Annotated in this window: 19 protein-coding genes; 7 read left to right on the forward strand and 12 right to left on the reverse strand. The window is 40.1% G+C overall.

What is annotated here, in order from left to right; translation table 11 throughout:
- Window positions 1–56: 56 nt before the first annotated feature.
- From serB to feoB, 8 genes are all read right to left on the reverse strand, one after another.
- Complete coding sequence (gene serB, locus D0T84_RS04675) at window positions 57–1,277, reverse strand: phosphoserine phosphatase SerB (protein WP_163306523.1); 1,221 nt, start codon at window positions 1,275–1,277, stop codon at window positions 57–59.
- 43 nt (window positions 1,278–1,320) lie between these two features.
- Window positions 1,321–2,658, reverse strand: coding sequence for an argininosuccinate lyase (argH, locus tag D0T84_RS04680; RefSeq protein ID WP_163306525.1), 1,338 nt, complete (start codon window positions 2,656–2,658; stop codon window positions 1,321–1,323).
- Window positions 2,659–2,661: 3 nt separating this feature from the next.
- On the reverse strand, window positions 2,662–3,105 hold the full coding sequence (locus D0T84_RS04685) for an SRPBCC family protein (protein WP_163306527.1): 444 nt from the start codon (window positions 3,103–3,105) through the stop codon (window positions 2,662–2,664).
- A 16-nt stretch (window positions 3,106–3,121) separates the two neighbouring features.
- Window positions 3,122–3,751: an orotate phosphoribosyltransferase gene (gene pyrE / locus D0T84_RS04690; RefSeq protein ID WP_163306529.1), complete on the reverse strand. Its 630-nt coding sequence runs from the start codon at window positions 3,749–3,751 to the stop codon at window positions 3,122–3,124.
- Between the two features lie 799 nt (window positions 3,752–4,550).
- Complete coding sequence (locus D0T84_RS04695; RefSeq protein ID WP_163306531.1) at window positions 4,551–5,459, reverse strand: hypothetical protein; 909 nt, start codon at window positions 5,457–5,459, stop codon at window positions 4,551–4,553.
- 21 nt (window positions 5,460–5,480) lie between these two features.
- Window positions 5,481–7,151 carry a SusD/RagB family nutrient-binding outer membrane lipoprotein gene (locus tag D0T84_RS04700; protein WP_163306533.1) on the reverse strand — a complete coding sequence of 557 codons (1,671 nt, stop codon included), beginning with the start codon at window positions 7,149–7,151 and terminating at the stop codon, window positions 5,481–5,483.
- A 12-nt stretch (window positions 7,152–7,163) separates the two neighbouring features.
- Entirely contained in the window at window positions 7,164–10,355 is a 3,192-nt protein-coding gene (locus tag D0T84_RS04705) for a SusC/RagA family TonB-linked outer membrane protein (protein WP_163306535.1), read from the reverse strand.
- Between the two features lie 437 nt (window positions 10,356–10,792).
- Window positions 10,793–13,273, reverse strand: a complete 2,481-nt coding sequence (gene feoB, locus D0T84_RS04710) for a ferrous iron transport protein B (RefSeq protein ID WP_163306537.1) — start codon at window positions 13,271–13,273, stop codon at window positions 10,793–10,795.
- Window positions 13,274–14,218: 945 nt separating this feature from the next.
- Here feoB and D0T84_RS04715 point away from each other — a divergent pair.
- The 4 genes from D0T84_RS04715 to D0T84_RS04730 all read left to right on the forward strand — a co-directional run bounded on the left by D0T84_RS04715 (window position 14,219) and on the right by D0T84_RS04730 (window position 19,356).
- Window positions 14,219–16,681 (forward strand): endonuclease MutS2, encoded by a 2,463-nt coding sequence (locus D0T84_RS04715; RefSeq protein WP_163306539.1) that lies wholly within the window; start codon window positions 14,219–14,221, stop codon window positions 16,679–16,681.
- 336 nt (window positions 16,682–17,017) lie between these two features.
- Entirely contained in the window at window positions 17,018–17,677 is a 660-nt protein-coding gene (locus D0T84_RS04720) for an oxidoreductase (RefSeq protein ID WP_163306541.1), read from the forward strand.
- 37 nt (window positions 17,678–17,714) lie between these two features.
- Window positions 17,715–18,158: a lipocalin family protein gene (locus D0T84_RS04725; protein WP_163306543.1), complete on the forward strand. Its 444-nt coding sequence runs from the start codon at window positions 17,715–17,717 to the stop codon at window positions 18,156–18,158.
- A 226-nt stretch (window positions 18,159–18,384) separates the two neighbouring features.
- On the forward strand, window positions 18,385–19,356 hold the full coding sequence (locus D0T84_RS04730; protein ID WP_163306545.1) for a hypothetical protein: 972 nt from the start codon (window positions 18,385–18,387) through the stop codon (window positions 19,354–19,356).
- 37 nt (window positions 19,357–19,393) lie between these two features.
- Here D0T84_RS04730 and D0T84_RS04735 read toward each other — a convergent pair whose 3' ends face one another.
- Window positions 19,394–19,780 carry a hypothetical protein gene (locus D0T84_RS04735; RefSeq protein ID WP_163306547.1) on the reverse strand — a complete coding sequence of 129 codons (387 nt, stop codon included), beginning with the start codon at window positions 19,778–19,780 and terminating at the stop codon, window positions 19,394–19,396.
- A 143-nt stretch (window positions 19,781–19,923) separates the two neighbouring features.
- Here D0T84_RS04735 and D0T84_RS04740 point away from each other — a divergent pair, with 143 nt between their 5' ends.
- Window positions 19,924–20,292 (forward strand): YccF domain-containing protein, encoded by a 369-nt coding sequence (locus D0T84_RS04740; RefSeq protein ID WP_163306549.1) that lies wholly within the window; start codon window positions 19,924–19,926, stop codon window positions 20,290–20,292.
- Between the two features lie 73 nt (window positions 20,293–20,365).
- Here D0T84_RS04740 and D0T84_RS04745 read toward each other — a convergent pair whose 3' ends face one another.
- Entirely contained in the window at window positions 20,366–21,319 is a 954-nt protein-coding gene (locus D0T84_RS04745; RefSeq protein ID WP_163306551.1) for an NAD(P)-dependent oxidoreductase, read from the reverse strand.
- Window positions 21,320–21,676: 357 nt separating this feature from the next.
- On the opposite strand from D0T84_RS04745, the gene D0T84_RS04750 reads away from it, so the two are divergent.
- A complete protein-coding gene (locus D0T84_RS04750) occupies window positions 21,677–22,591 on the forward strand; it encodes a dimethylarginine dimethylaminohydrolase family protein (protein ID WP_163306553.1) in 915 nt (304 codons plus the stop codon).
- Window positions 22,592–22,669: 78 nt separating this feature from the next.
- On the opposite strand, the gene D0T84_RS04755 is transcribed toward D0T84_RS04750, so the two are convergent.
- Window positions 22,670–22,972, reverse strand: a complete 303-nt coding sequence (locus D0T84_RS04755; protein WP_163306555.1) for a hypothetical protein — start codon at window positions 22,970–22,972, stop codon at window positions 22,670–22,672.
- Window positions 22,973–23,217: 245 nt separating this feature from the next.
- Here D0T84_RS04755 and D0T84_RS04760 point away from each other — a divergent pair, with 245 nt between their 5' ends.
- Entirely contained in the window at window positions 23,218–23,601 is a 384-nt protein-coding gene (locus tag D0T84_RS04760) for a hypothetical protein (RefSeq protein ID WP_185155686.1), read from the forward strand.
- A gap of 363 nt (window positions 23,602–23,964) precedes the next feature.
- On the opposite strand, the gene D0T84_RS22520 is transcribed toward D0T84_RS04760, so the two are convergent.
- Window positions 23,965–24,175: hypothetical protein (locus D0T84_RS22520; RefSeq protein ID WP_221413114.1), on the reverse strand; the 211-nt coding region annotated here is incomplete at its 5' end.

Here is a 24,175-nt window from a genome sequence, read left to right on the forward strand (position 1 = left end):
ATGAAAAAGAAAAGTCCGGACGTTTCCGGACTTTTTACATTTATATATCGTTTTTATTACTTCTCTCCTTCCAACATAGAATCACGATACCCAAGGAAGTATAAGATCCCATCCAGTCCGACTGTAGACAGCGATTGTTTTGCATTCGCCTTTACTTTAGGTTTGGCATGGAACGCAATGCCAAGTCCCGCAATACCAAGCATTGGCAGATCGTTAGCGCCGTCGCCTACTGCAACAGTCTGGCGTATATCTACTTTTTCGACCTGTGCCAATAAGCGAAGTAACTCGGCCTTACGTTTACCGTCTACTATATCTCCTACATAATTCCCGGTTAGCTTGCCATCTACAATCTCCAGTTCGTTGGCATATACATAGTCGAATCCGTATTTATCTTTCAGGTAGTTACCAAAATAGGTAAAACCTCCCGAAAGGATAGCCAGTTTGCATCCACTCTTTTTCAAGATACGGATAAGGCGTGTCATACCCTCTGTTACAGGAAGATTTTCTGCGATATCCTGCATTACAGATTCATCCAACCCCCTGAGCAAGCTTACACGCTTCTTGAAACTCTCGCTAAAGTCAATCTCGCCACGCATAGCGGATTCGGTAATAGCCTTCACTTCCTCCCCTACCCCGGCGCGTTCTGCCAGTTCGTCTATAACCTCCGTCTGAATCAATGTGGAATCCATATCGAAGCAGACCAAACGGCGCATACGGCGATACATATTCTCTACCTGAAAAGCAATATCTATACCTAAATCGTCGGCCAGCTTCATAAAGTCGTGCTTCAACTGATCTACATCATCAACGAAACCTCTGATAGACAGTTCAATACATGAACGACTTGGACGTTCCGAGGCATTTAACGGAACGCGTCCCGTCAGGCGTATTATTTTTTCGATATTCAGTTTATACTTCTGGCTAACTTCCGCTACGGCCGATATATGAGCAGGATTCAGCGTACGTCCCAATACTGTGACTATATAGCGGTTCTTGGTGCCTTGCAGGTTTACCCACCGCATATATTCTTCCTTACTGATCGGCGAAAAACGGATGATGACACCTATTTCTGTTGCTTTAAAAAGTAAATCCTTAATTACATCTCCTGTGTTTGTCGCTTCAAACATTATAGCCAGCGACAGGGAATGGTGGATATTTGCCTGCCCTATGTCGAGAATATTCGCGTTATGTTCAGCTAAAACAGCCGTCAAAGTAGCTGTTACCCCAGGTTTGTCCTCTCCTGACAGGCTGGCCAGGATTATTTCAGATTCTTCCATGTGTAAAATAAGTCTCTATATATTAAGAAATCTATTGAAGCGGTCATGCCTCTCCTAATAATTTTTTTTCAGCCGAAACAACTTTATCAAATTCAAATTGATCGACAATCTGCTGCTTAAGGATATCGATACGATCATTACACAGGTTACCAATGCTTCCTTCATGTGTATGATGTACTTTCTTATCATGTGCGAAATTTCCTTTTTCTATCTCCAGACCAACTTGCTTATACGCATCGCGAAAAGGTACCCCCTCTAATACGAGCCTGTTCACTTCTTCTACGCTAAAGATTAGAAGGTATTTAGGGTCATCGAGTATATGTTCATTGATTTTCACTTCACCTACCATCCTGGTCACCATTTGCAGGCAATCGTTCATTTCTTCAAAAGAAGGGATAAACAATTCTTTAATAACCTGTAAATCCCTGAAATAACCTGAAGGAAGACTATTGGTTATCAATGTAATATCGTTAGGCAGTGCCTGCAATTTATTGCACTTTGCACGGGTCAGTTCAAAGACATCCGGATTTTTCTTATGAGGCATAATGCTCGAACCGGTAGTATATTCGTCCGGCAACTTGATAAAGCTAAAATTCTGGCTATTATACAAACACGCGTCATAAGACAATTTGGATAATGTTCCGGCAATGCTGGCAATAGCAAATGAAACGATACGCTCCATTTTTCCCCTGCCCATCTGCGCATAAACGACATTATAATCCATAGAGTCGAAGCCCAACAGATCGGTTGTCAACTGGCGATTGAGCGGAAAAGACGAACCATATCCTGCCGCCGACCCAAGTGGGTTGCGGTTACATATCTTATATGCAGCCAGAAGCAATTGCAAGTCATCTACAAGGCTTTCGGCATAAGCACCGAACCATAGGCCAAATGATGAAGGCATCGCTATCTGCAAATGTGTGTAGCCGGGCATCAGCACATCTTTATACTTCTCACTTTGAGCTAATAATACATCGATCAGCTTAGACACTGAGTCTACCAATAAGTGAATCTGATCGCGGGTAAAAAGCTTTAGGTCGATTAAAACCTGATCGTTGCGTGAACGCCCGCTATGAATCTTTTTCCCTACGTCGCCCAGTTTGCGGGTAAGTATCAGCTCTACCTGAGAATGTACATCTTCGATACCCTCTTCTATTGTAAATTGCCCTGAAACAGCCTGATGATAGATAGCCTTAAGTTCTTCTATCAAAACCACCAATTCATCTTTGACAAGTAACCCTACAGACTCAAGCATCGTAATATGAGCCATCGAACCTAAAACATCATAAGGAGCCAGATATACATCCAACTCACGGTCGCGCCCGATAGTATAAGATTCTACATCTTTGTTTACCTGAACGCTTTTTTCCCAAAGTTTCATCGATTATTCTTCTATTCTTCCTTTATTCAAAATGTCGGCATAAGGCAAGGTGGACAAGCCTTCTGCGACCTTATCCAATCCGGCCTGTAATGGTTTGGAAACCATAGGCTTCAGGAAAGGGTTTAAGTCAGCTTTAATGGTAAGCTTCATCTTCGTTTCTTCATCCGCGGAGGCCACTAGTTGAATCCACATGGTAACATCAAACGGCAATTGTTCCGACTGGAATTTGATCGTTTTATTCGGTTCTCTGTCAACTACTACAAATTTGATTTTACCTACAGGATCGACCGTAACCGTACAGGAATCCTGATCGAATGAGAGGTCTTTAATCATATCCTGCGGAATCTTTCCCTTTGCCAATTCCAGATTATTCAAATCGGAAAGAACCGTATATATATCCACATCGGCATGTGGTATTGTTTTAATCTCGCTTACAAATTCAGCCATTATTTATCTTGTTGATTTATTTCCAGTCGGCAGGAGATTTTCTCCATTCCTGCAATGTTTCCAGATCAGATTCCGCAATATATTCTATACGCAGAGCCTCTTTCAGTACGGCGTCATAGTTGGTAAGAGTAATCAGTTCAACGCCGGCATTTTTAAAGTTGTCTGTAGCAATAGGAAAATCGTAAGTAAAGTTGGCAACCATCCCTATAACCTCCGAGCCGTCTCTACGTACTGCCTCAACGGCTTTCAGGCTGCTTTTACCGGTAGATACGAGGTCTTCGACAACAACAACTTTACTTCCCGGCTTTAGTTCTCCTTCAATCAGGTTTTCCAGCCCATGATCTTTAGGTGTAGAACGTATATATACAAACGGTAATCCGAGAGCATCGGCCACCAATGCACCTGGTGCGATAGCACCTGTAGCAACACCGGCAATAGCGTCTACTTCCTGAAAGTTTTCAAGGATCAGGCGTGCCAATTCCGTCTTTATAAAGGTACGTATACGAGGATACGATATCAATTTACGATTATCACAATAAATAGGCGATTTCCACCCTGAAGCCCATGTAAAAGGATTTGAGGGCTGTAACTTAATGGCCCTTATACTAAGTAGTTTTTCGGCTGTCAGTTTTTCTAAAGTGTTCATTTTTATTTGGTCTAAATAACAACAATCAAAATTATCCGGCTACAAATATACAATTAATAGAAATAACAAAAGAAATTATAGCATAAAGAAAATATGAATAAAATTCAAAGAGCTTGTAATCAAAAAAGGAGCTACTTTGTGTAAAGTAACTCCTCTTGTATAAAAAGTCGCATTGGTGGATATACCGAAACTCCGTAAAACAGGATTTGAGTGCTTCGATCCCTTTGTAATCCACCGCGCTAAGCAACCCGAAGGTGTGGCCCGCCATTGGAATCAAAAGCTTGTCTCGGTCATTTTTTTCTTGATGAGCTTCCCAATCGACCAACACGACTTAAATCTTTTATCTATATCAAATATAAGGGTTTTAATCCTTAGTTCCAAATAAAATTTCAATTTCATCAACCGTTTTTTTGTAACTCTATGATAACATGGAATAAAACCTTGTTTCGTTTTCGTCACTTAAAACGTTCAATATTTACTTGCTTATGTTTAGTACCACAGCCACAACTTGAACATCCGCAACTTCCTTTTTGTTCATTCTTCGAAAAAAAGAATCCATATATTTTATATATGACAAGTAAAGCGACTACTATACCTATGATACCTACTATAATTTCCTGAAACATTTTATCTACCCTCCGTTTCTGAAAACAAAGTTATATAAGAAAAAAGAAAAATGGCGTTAAATGGGGGTTAAAAGAAATAAAAAACTCACTGGAGTTACATATTACATATTGCTTCTCTCCTTACATAAAAAAAGACTGCCTAAGCAGTCTTTTTTATCTCGATATTCAAAGGGTTATTTTATTTTACCCAATTTAAATGAATTATCACCAAAGCCTCCGGCATTTACTCTTGCCTCTGCTGTAAATGAAATACTGGTTTCACAAGAATTTATTGTACCTAAACCTTCCAAACTGAAGTTATCATAGGCTGTCCCATCGCTTTCCCACCATAGCAACGCCGAATTAGGCAATAAGACTTGTTTTGGAAAAGACACAGTGTATTCTTCTTTGTTCACGGTAATAATCAAAGGATTTACAGCCTCTCCGTTAAACAACCCTTTAATACTTAATTCCGTATCGGAAATTTTTGTTACTTCAACAGGATAAGGTGTCATACCCCACCATTCATCAAGGGTTACTGTGCATGTTCCTACAAAGTCGTCCAAGACCAATTCGCATACTACCGGGTACATAACCTTGTTGGAATAATACCTATCTTCAACCGGCCAATTAAGAAATTTCTCATTATTAAATCCAGTTTCTTTAGTCCATCCGGGAATAACCGTACCATCATTCAATACAACATTGACTGTAAAAGACAATGCTTGTGCTGCAATCGGTGCAGCCTGCCCAAATTTACCAAAAATATCCGCAACATCAATGGTTAATTCTGAAGGAAATTGTGTGATATTATCCACTACAACGTGCGAAGTTATTGTTTCGTCAACATTCTCTAATACGGCTAATAACTGGACATATTTCAACTGAGAATAGTCGCCTTGATTCTCTGGTATAAGGAGTTTCACCTTGAAGTTACCGGATACGTCTCCATCATACATTACCGGATCTGTACCCGCTACGCGAGTAATATCAACAAGGACTCCTTTTGTTACCTGATCGATAGGATATGGAAGATCTTTATCGCAACCGGATGTAATAAACAGCAGAGTAAGCGATATAAATGCTAAAAATATTTTTTTCATATTACATTCTGTTTTTTATAATTATTTATCCCAAAATACAAATGGGCTCGCCAAATTGGTTTTCTGCTCTATATTCGAATTTAACGTAATTTCTGAAACGTTCGGATAATAGAGTGACCGTGGGAATGAAGCAAATTTCAACAATGGCACTTGTTCGGGAGATCGGTCGGCAACTACAAGGTTAACACCATAACCAGGATTTTGTGTCTTTGATGGGTCAAATAACGTTGGATAACCCGTACGCCTGTAATCGGTATAAGTATCGATAGGACTCATAAAACCGGCAATCCACTTCTGTGTCATAACTATCCTCATCTTTCCTTCAGCATTGGCTGCATCGTATTTTGCCAGCACAGATGTAATGTACGCGTCTCTATCATCGTCTGTTAACTCAGGAACTGTTGGTTGTTTTTCGACAACAGTATTCACATGAGCAAAAGCAGCAGTGATTCCTTCCTTTAGCAGCGCCTTGGCATCTCCGCCAGTTTCTCCTGCTAGAACCAGTTCGGCAAGCATAAATTTAAGAGCCTGATAAGTAATTATTTTGGTTGGCGCAACACCTGTTCCTGTTTTTAAAGAAACAGCACCACCCTTACCGTTATCGTACTTACCTCCGTTTGCATAAATTCCGACTTTTGTGAAAGAACCGTCGTTGGAACTTGAATTGTTTGGCCCATTCGAAGCAAAGAACATGGATAAGAAGTTCCCGTTCCGGTATTCGTACGGATTTGCGGGTTCTGTTCCTGTACTTAGCTGATTAACGAAATAATAAGGAACACGTGGGTCTTTTATACCAGCAAACGGGTTGTCTGTGGTATTATAAGTTTGTCCCATCATCGTTTCATAAAAATATGGGCTTATGTAGAATGTATGCTGCCCGGTATAAAATCCTGACGCACGGAAAGCCGGATGGCGCATATCGGAAGGACTCGTTTTTTCGTTATACCAGAATTCAAAATCTTCACCCGAAGCAATAAAGTTATTGGCGCTGACCAAGGCATTAAATTTGGCTTGCCAATCGGAGATATCCGCTTTTACCTTACGTGTTTGCAACAGCATTTTCAACTGGATCGTATTATTCAATCTTATCCATTTGTCTACATTGCCACCATAAAAGAAATCATCAGAGCCCGGCTTTACGATATTTAACGCATCTTTATTTTGCAGATCGGATTTAGCCTCGTCTAAAAGCACAAACAACGCATTGTAAATATCTTTACCTGAATCTACTTTAGGTTCGTTAATCCCTACCACATTATATTCCGAGTAAGGAATATCTCCCCACAGGTCTACCATTGTAGCAACAGTATATGCTTTCAGTGTTTTCCCTATACCTGCATAAATCAAATTACCGTCAAGTTCGGCATAATCAATTAACGCGTCCAAATCTTTCAGTGTATAGAGATAAAAGGTATTCCACGAGTTGTACGTATTATTGTCTTGCATATCTATCCCATAGTTCTGCGATTCACGCGATACCGATTGATGCATGACTGACGAAAGGACAGTTCCGAGATAATTACCTTGGCCCATTGCTCCTGCCAGTTGAGTTTCACTGAATGAGAGTATTTGCGACAATACAGGGGCTGTTGGTTTATTGGGATCCTCATTTATATCGAGCCATCCTTTTGTGCAACTTCCCAGAAGCACTCCAACAAATAAAACCAATACTATTTTTTTTATATTTTTCATATTAATTGCCAATTAGAATGTTAATTTAACGTTAAATCCTATTCTTCTTGCTGTAGGCGCAGTTTCCCTTTCAATACCCTGTGCATTACCCGCACCAAAAGAATTGGAACTTGGGTCGAATTTTGTGTATTTTGGTATTCCGGGAGCATAGTACCATAAGTTTCTCCCGATAACAGAGACTGTTGCTGAACCTATAAATGTTTTTTTCAACCAGGCAGCAGGAATGTCATACCCTAAAGTTATCTCATTCAAGCGGAATACTGTCGCGTCGAATGTTTGAAACTCGTGCACACCATTCATAGCAAATGTAGGATTGGTTCCACTTGACGCAAACCATAGCTCGTTTTCAGACATCTGTACCGTATTCATTATCCTGTTTCCACTAGCATCCAATAACGGTTTTTGAGTGTCAGGATCGGCTAAAACTCCATATAGGACACGGGTTCCCAAACGATTTTCTGTATCTCTTGTAACACCACGTCCCAACAGATCAGACACTGTACCGGATATTATTTTGCCACCAAAGCTTGCATCAAACATAGCGCTGAGAGTAAAGCCTTTGTAAGAAAATGTATTTGTAATTGTCAATTTACTATCAGGATATGGATCGCCTAAATCAATCCATTCTGAAGCCTCCATATAAGTACCGGTATTTGGATTTATAAGCGGCGTTCCGTCTTCGTCCCGCGCAATTCCCGAACCGCGCAAATATCCGTAAGAATAGCCCGGTTTAATGAGGATCTGAGGCTCGGATGATGAATTGGTTGAAATCGTCATTTGATCCAGTCCACCTGTCAGTTCAACAACTTTATTGACATTTTTGGTAAAGACTCCATAGATATGCCATCTGAAAGAATTTCTCAATTCAACAGGAACCAGGGTGAGCCCCATTTCTATTCCTTTATTTGTCATCTTCCCAAAATTGGTATAATAAGCAGATGAACCTGTCGAACGCGCCAAACTAACTGAAGCTATTTGATCGGTCATTGTTTGATGATACCAAGTAAAATCAAGTCCTGCTCTACCTCCAAAAAACAATAATTCGGTTCCAAACTCATATTCGGTCTTAAATTCCGGTTTTAATTCCGGATCGTACAAAGTGGTTGGCAAATACATTAACGGCTTTCCACCGAATGTGCCGTTCGGCCCAAAAGCCCCATTTACAGCATAAGGTGATGCATCGTTACCTACTCGTCCCCAACTGGCACGGAGTTTACCAAAACTCAAAGCACTATCTTCGATCCCAAAGGCTTCGCTGAAAACGAAAGAACCTGAGAAAGATGGATAGAAATAGCTGTTATTCTTTACCGGCAACGTAGAGGAGTGGTCGTTACGCAATGTGAAATTAAAAAATGCATAATTTTTATAATTCAGTGAGATGTCGGTATACAATGCCCACAATCTTCTCTTCATATTCCTCGTATTATCAATATCTGCTGTTTGTTCCTCCGTATTGCTAATATTATAAATCCCTTTATAGATCATCTTATTACCAACTAGTTGCGTCTGAACAGTTTTACGTTGATTGGCATTATGACCAAACACCGCCCTCAAATCAAGATCTTCTATAATCTTGTGTTTGAATGTAAGATTGAAATTCGACTCAAACTCCTCCGACTTATAGTTATCATCTGTAATTTGTCCTTGCCCAACAAAACCGCTAGGTCCTGTCGAACCGATATTTATGACTTGTTTACGATCCATTCTATAATGGTTCAAACCATACTGATAATAAGCAGACAACCATTTTGTAATATCATAACTTACATTAACAGTCGCTGTAATACGTTCCTGCTCTGAAGTAATTTTATTGTTCTTCCACGACCACAAAGGATTGTCGACAGAAGAGCCACTGAAAGCCATAAGACTTGATCCATCAAGTTTCTCATAAGGCAATCCTGCGGCATCAACGTTACGTGGCATTAACATAGTACGGGCAAAAGAGCTAACTGACCCCCCATAATTTCCGGCTCCGAAGAATGGGCCGCTCTGGTTGGTTTTGGAGTAGGCTAGTGTACCTCCCACAACAATACCATTATCTAATTTCTGGTTACCGCCTACACTGAATGAAGTACGGTCAAATTCGGAATGAGGGACTATCCCATCCTGCTGAATATATGATACGGTAGTACTGAAACTTCCTTTATCGTTGTAGCTTATCACATTTACCGAATTATCAAATATACCACCTGTATTGAATAGGTCTTTTACATTATTCGGGTAAGCCTGATAAGGCATTGTTGCATCCATATCAGGATAAGCCTTAAGATAATCAGGATATGTAGGAATGGTTGCCAGAGAACCAAAAGCAGGCCCCCAAGAACCATTTGCATTAGAATATGTAAAATTGGAACCTTGCCCATACATATTCTGATATTTAGGTAATGAAGCGATATTCTCTACAGAGTATGATGAAGCAAGTGTTACTTCAAGTTTTTTCTGAGAAGGGCGTGCTCTTTTACTTCCCGATTTAGTTGTTATCAACACAACACCATTGGCAGCACGGCTTCCATACAGGGCAGCGGCGGCAGCCCCTTTCAGCACATCCATTGATGCGATGTCATTCGGGTCGAGCGTAGAAATACCTGTTCCGTAAGCTCCAGCAGTTGTTAACCTGTTACCTGTTTCGATTTGGGGATTGTTGTAAGGAATACCATCCACAACATAGAGTGGCTCATTGGAGCCATAAAACGAAGTAGCTCCTCTGACCTGAACCTTCGTAGCACTACCTGGGGTTGACGATGATGAAGCTATATGAACTCCAGGTATTTTACCACTCAATGAGCGGAACAAATCCGGTTCTGCTTTTAGAACAGCTTCTTTCGGATCAACTACCGATTGTGCGAAACCCACAGACCTTGGGGAGCGGTTAATACCCATTGCTCCTACAATCTCTACTTCCGCCAAAGCTGTATCGTCATTCTTCATAACCACTTTCATATCTTGGGCGGCTGTTGCTTCTACCGGCTGCATCCCAACCAGTGAGAAAACCAAGGTATTACGTCCTTCAGGAACATTAATACCAAAAGTACCATCAACTTCTGTTATTGTACCAACAGTTGTTCCTTTAACAACGACCGAAGCACCAATAACCGGTTCACCAATATCGTCTACAACGACACCGGTTACACGAGTTGTTTGCGCTGTAATAAATCCTATGCTTAGCAATAAGCAGGATAAAATCAACATCACTCTTTTCTTCATACAAACACTACTTTTAATTATAAATTAAAACTTCAAATCGACACTATCCATTTAACACTTTGATGCGATATTGGACGTTTTAGCATCAGTTTGCTTTTTGATATGCAAATTTAGACAATTTTCACGAAAAAACAAACATTGAATTAATTTATATAAATTTTGACATTTTGAAAGCATATATATACAAAAATGCAGACAAACGAGCATATAAAGAGAGACCTAATGTTAAATAACGAACATATTGAAAGGCAATTACAGTCTAAACCAAGAATACGGCTAGTAAACAGCGATTTGCTGTTCTATGAAAAACAAAGATTTAACACTTTTTTTTAGCGTTTTGTAAAAATAAGAAAAGAGCCACAATAGTCATCGTTTTCCCTGTCATAAATTTATAAAAACCACACTAGTAGAACAAATAGTCAGGAAATACAGACAATTTAGAACAAACTTCCAACCTGATAAACAACAAATGAGATAATCCAGGCTAACATCGTTGTATAAATGATACTAAAAATGCCCCATTTCCATGAACCGGACTCTTCTTTTATAGCAGCAATAGTGGCGACACATGGAAAGTAAATCAAGACAAAAAGCAACAAACTGACAACAACCAAAGGAGTAAACACAGGTAAGCCATCAGCCTGCTTTTCCGCAGTCAAACGAGATTCCAAGGATTCCTGATTCTCCGAACTTCCGGTATATAACACACCCAGCGTACTCACCACCACCTCTTTAGCAGCCATACCAGAGAGCAAACTGACACTGATTTTCCAGTCAAAGCCAAGTGGTCTCATAACAGGCTCGATAGCTTTCCCTATACGGCCAATATACGAATCTTCCTGATGATCTATATTCCGCCGTTCTTCTATCTCCACTATACGGGTATCCTTTTCATCGTAAGCTATATCATTCTGCTGCTCTACCTGAGCCACCATATCGTCATATTTTGCTTCCCGCTCCTTATCGAGAGGAAAATAACCTAAAAACCATATTATAATAGATGCAATAAGGATGACTCCTCCCATCTTGCGTAAATATTGCTGGGATTTGTCCCACATATGTATAGCTACCGATCTTGCCGTAGGCATACGATACGGAGGTAGTTCCATAACAAAAGGCGTATCTTCCTTAGGGAAAAGGAAACGCTTAAACAGGCGGGCAGAAAAGACTGCTATCAATATGCCCGTAAAATATAAGCCGAACAAGACAAAACTTGCATACGATTTAAAAAAGACCCCGACAAACAGCAGGTAAACAGGCAAGCGCGCGCTACACGACATAAAGGGGTTTATCAACATCGTTATCATACGGCTGTTGCGGCTCTCGATAGTCCTTGTAGACAAGATAGCCGGCACATTGCAACCAAAACCCATAACCAACGGGATAAACGACTTACCGTGCAGGCCCATTTTGTGCATCACCTTATCCATTATAAAGGCCGCCCGTGCCATATAGCCCGAATCTTCCATAAAGGAAATAAATGCATATAATATCAGGATATTGGGCAAGAAGACTATTACCCCTCCAACTCCGCCTATAATCCCATCTACCAATAAGTCTTTAAGCATACCATTCGCCATATTGCCACGTACAAGGTCGCCCAGTGCGCCAACCCCGCTTTCTATCCACTCCATGGGATACCCGCCTAAACGGAATGTACATTCAAACATGATCCACATAAAAAGGAAAAAGATAGGAAAACCAAGGTATTTATTGGTAACCACAGCATCTATCACGCGCGTAACATCGGACTCTACCAACTTTTCTTTCAAGGTCTGTTTCAATCCTCCCGCAACGAAACCATAACGGGCATTCGTTAAGACCGACTCCGTATCCTCCTTTAAGGTCTCCTCTATGTACCTTACCTCAGCGTCCCTTAAGGCATAGATATCTTTCGCGTTTGGCAAAGAACTTACATATTTATCTATATCTTCATCTTTTTCTAACAACTTAACAGAGATATAGCGTCTGGGAAAAGCTAACTGATTTTTTTTATCTTTTTCCAGAAGTATATTTAATTTGCTTACCGAATTTTCGACCACATTGCCATAATACACATGCACACGGCGCACAACAGGCTCATTTCCTTCATAAACACGGATTACTGCGTCAAACAGGTCTCCGATACCCAAGCCCGACTTTGCAACTGTAGGAACGATAGGAATACCGATCATTTCCGACAAGCTCCGATAATCAAATTCACTACCGGTCTCTTGCAACTCATCATACATATTGAGGGCGATCACAGCAGGGACTTCCATATCGATAAGCTCTGTTGTAAGATAGAGATTGCGCTCCAGATTAGAAGCCGCCACTATATTTATTACCACATCAGGCTGATCTTCGACAATATGCCTCCGCACAAACAATTCTTCGGGTGTATATGCCGAAAGTGAATATGTTCCGGGCAGATCCACAATATGGAAAGTATATCCTCCATGTTTAAACTTCCCCTCTTTTGAATCCACTGTTACACCGCCATAGTTCCCCACATGTTCGTGGGCGCCAGAGGCTATATTAAACAAGGACGTTTTTCCGGCATTCGGATTCCCCACCAACGCTACCGTAATTATCTTCTTATTTTCAAAATGAGGCTTATGAGACTGGGCGTGTATTTCTTCCGATTCGGAATGCTGAAAAGATACGGTATTATGAACATTATGCAATGTAGATTCTTCTTTCTTATTTCGGGTATCAGAATACACCACCTCTATAAGCCTTGCCTCACTCCTACGAAGCGAAACCTCATAATCCATTATCTTATATTTGATGGGATCCTTAAGCGGTGCGTTCAGTATAACTTTAATTGTCTTACCTCTAATAAAACCCATCTCAAGAATACGCTTACGAAAGGCGCCGCTACCGTTGACCCGGACAATAACACCTTTCTCTCCCGTTTTCAAATCAGATAAAAGCATAATCTATTTCCTTCTTATATTTTAGGGATACAAAGATGCGTATTTTTATCTGAAAAGAGAAAGAAAAACAACCTTTATTTAGAATGAGTATAAAAAAGGATTTCGAATACTTCTGGCATTCAGCCTGTTTCTTTCGGGATACACTGAAGGAAGTATATATCAAAAGCCTGTTATCCCATGCCCAACACAGAATCCACGAAGAAGCGTGCCCAGAATTGAATCAGCGATCGTCGAAGCGAAGGCGGACCAAAGTCGGCGAAACCGAAGGGCAGCATAGAATTACATTCTATTTTTGCCATGTACTCAACCCCAGACTTATAAAAAAAATCAGATATGGATATTTTTAGAGAAACCAATGCGTAAGAGAAGTGTTTTCAATGACAAAACTCAAGAATCTACTTTCACAAGCAAACAAATGAGGTAAAACACTTGTTAGTTTAAAGATAAGAGTCATTGCAGGATAATAAATGCCCAATAAATCCTTTAGTCACTCCTCTCTTGCATTGGTATATATTTTTGATTCGTATCAGCAAAACCAGAACATACTTATAAAACACTAAGATTTTAATTAATTTACCTCTTATATTACTTTGAATGTTATCTTTTTGGGCTTCTTCGTTTTACAGGTAGTAAAATTAATGTATAGTCCTTTTCTTTTTCAATAATGAAGATTTGATACGTCGTATTTATACAGTTTGCAAAGATTAATAAAAATAATTCCTCTTTTATTATTCTTCACAAAAATAAAACTAAATTTTTTATTTAACAAGCATATTCCATCAATTTATTAAAAAAAAGTTTTAAATCCGGATTAATCTATTTCATTATCTTTGTATCCGATTTAATTAAGGTCTCCGGCCTATATATTACTTTGACTTATATAACAATAAATAGATAGTTATATTATAAAAACAGACTCTAAATACTTACATATTACTAAACATAGTGACTTATCCCGAAAACTTTGAATCTAAAATAGGATTCGACAAAATAAGAGGGCTGCTGACAGACAAATGCCTGAGCCCGCTAGGAGAAGAGAAGGTAGCAGAACTGGCATTTTCTTCCGACTACGCATACATTACAGGGTCTTTATCCCAAACCGAAGAATTCATCCGCATCATAAAAGAGGAAGACAATTTCCCTACGAATTATTTTCTCGATGTAAGGCCTGCTCTAAAAAGCATACGCGTAGAAGGCACATGGATAGACGAGACAGCCCTGTTTGACTTGCGACGTTCTTTGCAGACAATCAGGGACATCGTGAGCTTCTTAAAAAAAGAGGATGAAGAAAATACACCTTACCCCTATCTATATGCTTTAGCAGGCGATGTAGCCGTTTTCCCCCAGCTGATAAGTAAAATAGACAATATACTCGACAAATTTGGGCGGATAAAAGACAATGCATCTACTGAATTAAACAGGATAAGGAAAGACATCGCACATGTATCGGGTGGCATATCGCGCAGCCTCAACGCCATACTGCGGACAGCGCAAAGCGAAGGGCTGGTAGAAAAGGACGTGACGCCTACAATGCGCGACGGACGCCTTGTTATTCCCGTAGCCCCGGCATTTAAGCGGAAGATAAAAGGTATCGTACACGATGAGTCGGCATCAGGGAAAACGGTATTTATAGAGCCCGCCGAAGTAGTTGAAGCAAACAACCGGATCAGGGAACTGGAAAGCGAGGAACGCCGGGAGATTATAAAAATACTTATAAATTTCACGGATATCCTGCGCCCATCCGTGCCGGACATCCTGCAATCGTACGAGTTTCTTGCTAAAATAGACTTTATCAGAGCCAAGGCTGTTTTGTCAATCGACCTCAACGCTATAAAGCCGGCCATAGAGGACAAACAGATTATAAGATGGTACAGGGCAAAACATCCGCTTTTGTTCTTATCGCACAGAAAACAGAATAAACAGATAATACCCCTCGACATAGAACTGGAGGATGACAACCGCATATTAATTATCTCAGGGCCTAATGCCGGAGGCAAGTCCGTATGCCTCAAAACCGTTGGACTGCTTCAATATATGGTACAATGCGGGGTACCGATACCGTTGGACGAAAACTCGATAGTAGGGATATTCGACAATGTCTTTATCGACATAGGCGATGAGCAATCTATCGAAAACGACCTGAGCACATATAGCTCCCACCTTACCAACATGAAGTTTTTTGTGAGGAACTGCGATAAAAAGACAATCCTGCTGATAGACGAATTCGGAGGGGGAACAGAGCCTCAGATTGGAGGGGCAATCGCTGAATCGCTCCTTAAACGCTTTAACGAAAAAGGCGCGTTCGGCGTAATTACCACCCACTACCAGAACCTGAAGCATTTTGCGAACGAGAACAAAGGGGTTATAAACGGAGCCATGCTATACGACCGCCACCTGATGCAACCCCTGTTTACACTGTCGATAGGTAATCCGGGGAGTTCCTTTGCCATAGAGATCGCCCGCAAGATAGGCTTACCGGAAGACGTCATCACCGATGCTTCCGAAATAGTAGGCAGCGACTATATAAATATGGATAAATACCTGCAGGATATTGTCCGCGACAAACGCTACTGGGAAACCAAACGCCAGAATATCCGCCAGAAGGAAAAGCGGTTGGAGGAAATTACAGAGACTTACGAAACAGACCTGCTCAGTGTGGAGAAGCAGCGAAAGGAGATAATCCGTCAGGCAAAAGCAGATGCGGAACGCATTTTAGCTGAGACCAACGCGAAAATAGAAAATACAATACGCACAATCCGTGAATCTCAGGCCGAAAAAGAAAAAACCAAACAGGCGAGACAGGCTCTGAATGAGTTCAAGTCTTCTCTGGGCAATGATGCTAATTTCGCCGATGAGAAGATAGCGCGCAAAATCCAGAAATTAAAAGAGAAGGAAAAGGGCAAGAAAACGAAAAATAACCCACCCAAAGAGCACAAGGAACAACCCATCTCTGTTGGCGATAATGTACGCATAAAAGGACAAACCTCGATAGGGCAGGTACTGGATATACAAAAAGGGAATGCGACGGTTGCTTTCGGTATGATAAAATCTACCGCCAAGCTCGACACCCTTGAATATATAAGCAAAAATCAGGTAAAACGGGAGACAAAGAGTACACTTGTAAGCGCCGCCGCCAGTGACGATGTGCGTGAAAAGAAGCTCAACTTCAAACAGGATATTGACGTAAGGGGTATGCGCGGCGAAGAAGCACTGCAAGCTGTTATGTATTTTGTCGATGACGCCATACTGGTAGGCATGTCGCGCGTACGCATATTACACGGAACGGGAACGGGAGCCTTGCGGCAAATGATCCGGGACTACCTGCGTTTGGCTCCGGGTGTACGCCACTATCAGGACGAGCACGTACAATTTGGAGGGACAGGCATCACCGTGGTCGACCTTGAATAACCAGACAATAAACAAAATGGATATAAACATCAACCCGGACGGCATATCATTAGGCTTTGGCTATGAACTTATAATATATTTTCTGATAATGGCGATACCCATCGGGCTTATCTGGTGGCGGATACTAAAGAAAAAAGTGATGCCGGCCAGTAGCAGAATTATCTATATAGCAACTGCAACTGTCCTTACAACTGTTATTTTGTATATAATATTAGTGCTTTTATGCCTTTTATATTTAAAAATATCATATCTTGCCTAAGCACGTCAAAACTGGATAAAACATTGGCATTATTATTGCCATCAATACGTTATAAACAAAAGACTAATTCAGAATAAATGACAAAGACCGCTATTATAATTGGAAGTACAGGACTAACCGGATCGCATCTATTGAAGATACTGCTAAACAGCGAAATCTATGATAAGGTAATCAGCTTTGTACGGCAAAACACAAAAATATCGCACCCGAAACTGACACAATATGTTGTTGATTTTGACGACACCGATTCGTATAAAGAATATGTGGAAGGCAATGATATGTTTTGTTGCCTGGGTACTACGATAAAAAAAGCAGGCAGCCAGGAAGCTTTCGAAAAAGTAGACCTTACCTACCCCTTGCAATTTGCCAGAGTAGCTGCGACAAATGGTACAAAACAGTTTTCAATTATATCGTCCATCGGCGCTAATGCCGAATCAGACAATTTTTACCTGCGAACAAAAGGGAAATGCGAGGAAGAATTGAGAAAACTACCATTCCAGTCTATTTCTATATTCAGACCATCCCTGTTGGAAGGGAACAGGAAAGAATTCCGGCTCGGAGAAAAATTAGCTAAATATGTGATGACGCTCCTATCTGTGTTTTTTATTGGCAAATTAAGAAAATACAGGCCGATAAAAGCGAAGAAAGTAGCTGAGGCCATGTACAAAATAGCCCGGCAAAACACCGTGGGCTTCCATGTATATCAGTCCGATGAAATAGCTGAACTGGCTAAATAATAGAGGATCAACCGGCAACCTAAGATACAGAACATAGATGAAGAAAATTATTTTACTTTGGTCACTTTGGAGTCTCTGCCTGAGCGTCTTTTCCCAAGACACTCCTCTGGCAATAGAAAAGATCACCGGACGATGGGTAGAAGTGAAAGAAACGGATAACACGGAAACCTATACGGAACCGGAATATCCTTATACATACATATTCAGGGAGAATAATGTATTTCATCTGGGAGAGGCTTCCGATGGTGTCATCCTTTTTAACATTACAGGAAAATACACGCTTCTGGAGGATACTATCAATGTCATTTATTTCGACTTGCTGCATAGCAAGACAGGCGATAGAAAAGCCAGACAGATATCTTTCAAGGTATTGTCTTTAAATAACAATATAATGAGATTGCTCGTCAACGACTACGACTACAGCTACCCGCTGATATTGAAGAAGCAATTATCGACAGATAGAGATGGCAATAAGGAGTAATTTATCAATAGAAAATAAATATGAACGCCCTATAATAATTTACAAAATTATACGTTAAGCATTTAAAAGAGCCAGATCTGTTAAGAGCCTTTTTTAATTTTCGCTAAAATTTAAACAAACTCTTAATAAATTGAAAACTAAACTTTACAACTTAATATTTTATTAATTTATTGTATCTTTGTGTCAAACATAAACATACATACAACAACGGTTCACCAGTAAAACGATGATAAAGAAATTAATCTACGCCCTTTCCCTTCTTCTCACAATAGGTTTAAGCAGTTGTAATAGCGGTGGCTCTGATCCGGATGATCCAAATCCAACACCTCCTATAGTTGATCCTAAAAGTGTAAAAGAAGACGACTTGCTGGGCACATGGGAAATATATTACTCTGTAAAGAAAGTAAGCCAGCTCCTTAGCGATGGTTCGAGAAAGGATTTCCCTAGTTTCAGGAATCCGGAATATGACGGATTTATCAATAAATTTGAAAAAAGTGCAGATGGTACCTATACATTTGAAAACAGGAATGTAGTGAATGCCTTAATAGATAGTGGTAACTACAAAATAAATAAAGATACAATCATTCTGTCTGTTCTTAGACATGACGGTAGAGACACGTCTTTCGTAAGTAAAGACGTAATATCACAGTTATATTTAGACAAAAGTTCCTTAACCGTCTATAAATTCTTTAATTCAGGCAGTAGCTTTATTGTAAAAGATGCCAGATCGATGCGCAAGTATGGCACCACTATACATCCCAATGTAGAAAAGATCGATGTATCAGGCAATATAAATAAACTGTTAGGATCATGGGAAGTTTCCGACTACGCGATGATTCTGAATGGTGAATTTCTACGTAATTACTCAAAAGCGTATCTGGATACAATCAAAAGTAATGTGTATACATTTGAATACAATAACAAAAACGACCTCAGGTGTATATATAAATATAAAGTATACGACAAAAGCGGGAACTGGGAGTGGACTGATATAAATTGTCCGACAAGTATCGTCGACGATATCATCTATGCATTCTACCAGGTACAGGATGAAAATGGAAACAGAGAAAATAAATCATTCTTCCTATGGGTTAAAGAGTGGAATAGCGACACCTTTGTCAGCTTCAACGAATACAGGACAGACAAAAATCCGGAGAATATCTATACGGAGAAAAGATGGGTGGAAAAGGTGGAATAGATCACACACGATATATAAAAAAAATGGAGCAGTAAGGCTATTGCTCCATTTTTTTATATATCATGACCTGATCCGCCCCTTTAGTAAAAATCAGAGAATCGGACGTTAACGTATTTATATAAAGATTATTATCAAAAACAGAATCTTTATACAACATCAAGGTATAATTATGTATCGAGAAGGTATATTCAGTCGTAATCAATCCGACCATATCCTGTGTACATTTATTCCCGTCGAAGATTAAAAAAACCTCCTGTTGTTCCAGATCTTCGTTAACAGTATCGCTCTGTTCCCTTTCTATATCAACCAGCCGCCACTTGCCCTGTATCATCCGGTTATTAACCTCATCGCTATTATAAGGCTTACAACTACTGATAGTAAGTAAGTATAATATGACTAATATAACTTGTATCAGTTTAGACATATAAAATCTATTTGGTACAAAAAAACGAATTATTTTCCATTAATAAGAATTTAACCTTTATAAAAAATTATTCTGTATGCAAAATCCTGCTATATTTGCTTCATTATATCATTCTGAATAATAATTAACGACGCAAGAAACATATGAAAACATTAGGTAACTTGATCTGGCTGATTTGTGGTGGTTTTATGATAGCCATAGAATATTTTATATCCGGATTTGTGATGTTGCTTACCGTTATCGGCATACCATTTGGGCTACAGGCTTTCAAATTGGGTATACTCGCTATCTGGCCGTTTGGCAGTTCAGTCGAAGCAAAAGAATCTGCTCCGGGATGCCTCAACCTGATTTTGAATATAATATGGATTATCGTCGGAGGATTCTGGATTGCCCTTACACACCTCTTTTGGGGAGTGCTCCTTTGCATTACCATCATAGGTATCCCGTTTGGCAAACAGCATTTCAAACTGATACATCTGGCTCTTGTACCGTTTGGTAAGGAAATAAGATAAAAAAAGAGGCTAATCCCAATATTTGTCATCCCGTCTTCTAATACGAGATGACAGGCTCTTTTCTCTTTTTATATCAAAACAGCTCCATCCCATCTTTATAAGTCCGGTACTTCAATTCAGGCAACAGTTCTGTCCTCATACGCCCCGTATCGCCATAATACGATGCCATCCCAATCCTGACAAAGTCTATAGTCAACGGGCTGCGGGTTCCAAAAACGGACGAAAACAGTTCAAAGCTTCCGGCTGCTGTCATTATCATCCATACAGGCATACGCCACGGTTTATGATTGCCTTTATAAACTGTAATGTCATCCAGAAACTGCTGCAAAGTTTGCACTCCCTCATCGCCAAGATGATAAATACCTCGTATACCGGGATTCAGTGACGCGGCAATTGTAGCATCTACAAAATCCACTTTAGAGATAAGATGTATATATGTAGGTTTTTTCCACACACCCAACAGCCAATGGCGGGCAAACCACTGCCCTGCATCTATCATCAGTATCCCTTCGCCATATACCATCCCGACACGTAAAGACACAGCTTCGAAACCGTATTTATCCCCATATTGGAACAACAGTTTTTCTTCTTCGAGCCGTGTACGGGCATGCATCGATTGAGGACTGCCTGTGAGGACGCCTTTAGCCGGATTATCGGGTGTATTCTCGCCTTCTACATGAGGAAAACTAATCAATATAATACGTTTCACCCCCTGCTGTACGGCAATATCCAGTAAGTTGTTGAAGTATTGAGTATTGGTCGTTGGCAAGAATTTTTCAGGATTAGCCTTAAATAAGATTCCGGCAAAATGAACGATAACATCTACATTCTGCAATGCATCGCCAAGCGTTTCTTTTTTTGCCAAATCAACCCTGAACACTGATATATTCTTCTTACCTTTCAGGTTATCAGTAACATTTTTCTTATGTATCAGCAGGTTTAGCCCGACATCGGCTCTGTCTTTCAGCCCCTGAGCCAACAATCCGCCCAGATTTCCGGCAGCTCCGGTTATCGCTATTCTCTTCATTATGTTAATTGTGTTTTAAGAATATAAAAATATAAAATATTATTAGTAATGCCAATCAGGGGTTGAGAAATGGCTTGAAAAGCCAAATCTTCATAACCGCGGATCATCGGCCTGCGGAAAAAGGATGAGCAATACCAGCTGTCTGAAAGACAGGACATACTGTGTGTCCTGCCGCTTCGGGCAGGGGGAGTGTAATTGCCCCTTGCTCCGTAAGCTACGCTGCGCTTGCATACGGTTAGGTAGATTCTGCCTTTCAGGCAGGAGTTGAGCTATAAGATATTGATATAAAATTTAAACAGTTTCTCAGGTTTCATAATACAATTTGAAAGCATTATCTTTGTAATAAATAATGAACTTATGATATTAAATATACAAAATGAAACTGCACGGCTCAAAACCGTAGTTTTAGGGCAACCATACTCTTTGGGAAAAGAACCCGCTCTTGATGAATCTTATGACGCCAAGTCATACGAAAGCATACAAAACGGGACATATCCCAAAGAAGATGATATAGCCGCTGAAATGTCAGCCTTCGAGCAGGTATTGCTCAAACATGATGTAGAGGTATTGCGCCCTCTTATATTGCCCAATTGCAATCAGGTGTACGCGCGCGATGTGGCTTTTGTAATAGATGATAAGATTATCACTTCCAACATAATACCCGACAGGGCAGATGAGCAGGAAGCCTATGCACCTATATACAACGACATAGCCTTCAACAAGATATATAATCTACCTGAGAGGGCACATGTTGAGGGAGGGGATGTGGTATTGTACAACGAAACTATCTTTGTAGGCACTTATACCGAACGTGACTATTCCGAATTTAAAACAGCCCGCACAAACGCTTACGCTATCGCCTTTCTGAAAGAGTTGTTTCCCGAAAAAATTTTTGTTCCGCTCGAACTGGAAAAGAGTGATACAGACCCGCGGAAAGGAATACTCCACCTCGATTGCACATTTATGCCTGTAGGCAAAGGCAAAGCCATCATATACAAGCGGGGATTCAAGAATGAAGACGACTACAATTTCCTTGTCAATTTCTTCGGCAGGGACAATGTATTTGAAATCACACAGGAAGAGATGTATTATATGAATACGAATATATTCTCCATCTCCCCGTCGGTGGTAGTGAGCGAGAGAAACTTCGAAAGGCTGAATCGTCACATGTCCGAAAAATGGGGGATGACTGTAGAAACCATCCCTTACCACGAAATATCGAAAATGGGAGGCCTTCTGCGGTGCTCTACCTTACCATTAATCAGAGAATAATTCTGTACACAGATAAAAAAGGAGGCGATTTTTCAATCGCCTCCTTTCGCTTATAGTTTTTTCTGAATTCATACCCAATCAGGCATTCGCTTTTGCTTTAGCTTCTATTTCAGATAATTCGCTTGCCAGTTTTCCGGCAACTTCTCCGGTAACTTCATTTATTAATTGTTTTCCTTTTCTTACTTCCTGCCTTGCTTTTACTCCGGCACGCAAAGCTTTGCTTCTCCCTACAGAAATACCATAATCCAGCTCCGATTTAGCCTTATCTGTAGCATTATTTACTCTTGTGCGCAGTTCCTGCCTTGTTTCTTCATCCGACAACTTCAATGCCGCATACACACCTAGTGCGCCGACAGCCAATCCTAATATAAATCCTTTCATAATGTGCTGTATTTTATGTGTTATACATTTTCTTTTTAACAAATATAGGATATTTATTAAAATAACAACCAAACAAAGCCAATTGTTTACCAGGAAATAACGCTCAAAATGTTTTTTAGCATTGGATAACAAAGCAGAAGCTCTCCTCAAGCCATATTCTTATCACCTTCTCCATCTGAATTTGAGACACAAAATTCAATCATTTAATTTTTTTTCATACCTTGCAGCCTATTAACCGGATGAATATGAAACAACTCTTTTTTTGCTTTTCGTTTATCATCGTACTCATGGCATGCAGTACAAAACCGACCATCGAGGGCAGATGGGCTATGGAAATGGATCACAACAGGGATACAGTGGTTATTATCGGAGGAGATACGATTGTCGCCCCAGAACTGCGTATCGACCGCGACTCCATGTATATGGAAGTAAGGACAAACGGACTGATAGCGAAGAGTGAATGTCTCGGTTTTTATACAATCAGCAGCAACCTGATTACTGTTACCGACAGGATGGGAAAGCAGCAGACGAGTAAATTTGAAATAAAAGACGACATCTTAACCGTCACAGATAAAGACCACCCCGATAAAATTATCATGCGGCTGGTACGCATAAAAGAAAAAGAGTAGGCTCCCCCTACCCTATCTTACCCTCTGTAATAGAATCTTTTAACGATATATTTAGAGCCTGTTTAAATTTTAGCGAAAATTTATATTACAGGTTCAGGTCAATAGTTCTTAGCAATTTTTTTATGCTCTTTTTACCGTATTTTTGGCTCCGCCGATTTTCAATTCCCTTTTACTCTTGGTCTAGCCCGCTAATTAGCTCCGCTGACCGTTGGTTCGGCTAGCAAAAATGATAAAATACATCTAAAAATAGCTATAAAAAAGATTTGCTATAAAATTTAAGAGGCTCTAAATAAAACCAAAATTAATTTGGGTTGCCCTAATGTATTTTAATGATCTATATTCATTGTTTTGAAATATATTTATCTAATAATAAGGAGTGTTCTTTGGCTTATCTAGAGAAATAGTAACAATGAAAAGTATTGAAAAAGGTGTCACTTTTGTCACTTTTTTAAACAAATATTTAATAATGCCAATCAGGAGTTGTGAAATGGCTTGAAAAGCCAAATCTTCATAACCGCGGGTCATCGACCTGCGGAAAAAGGATGAGCAATACCAGCTGTCTGAAAGACAGGAC

The organism is Dysgonomonas sp. 521 (assembly GCF_010501055.1).
GTDB lineage: Bacteria > Bacteroidota > Bacteroidia > Bacteroidales > Dysgonomonadaceae > Dysgonomonas.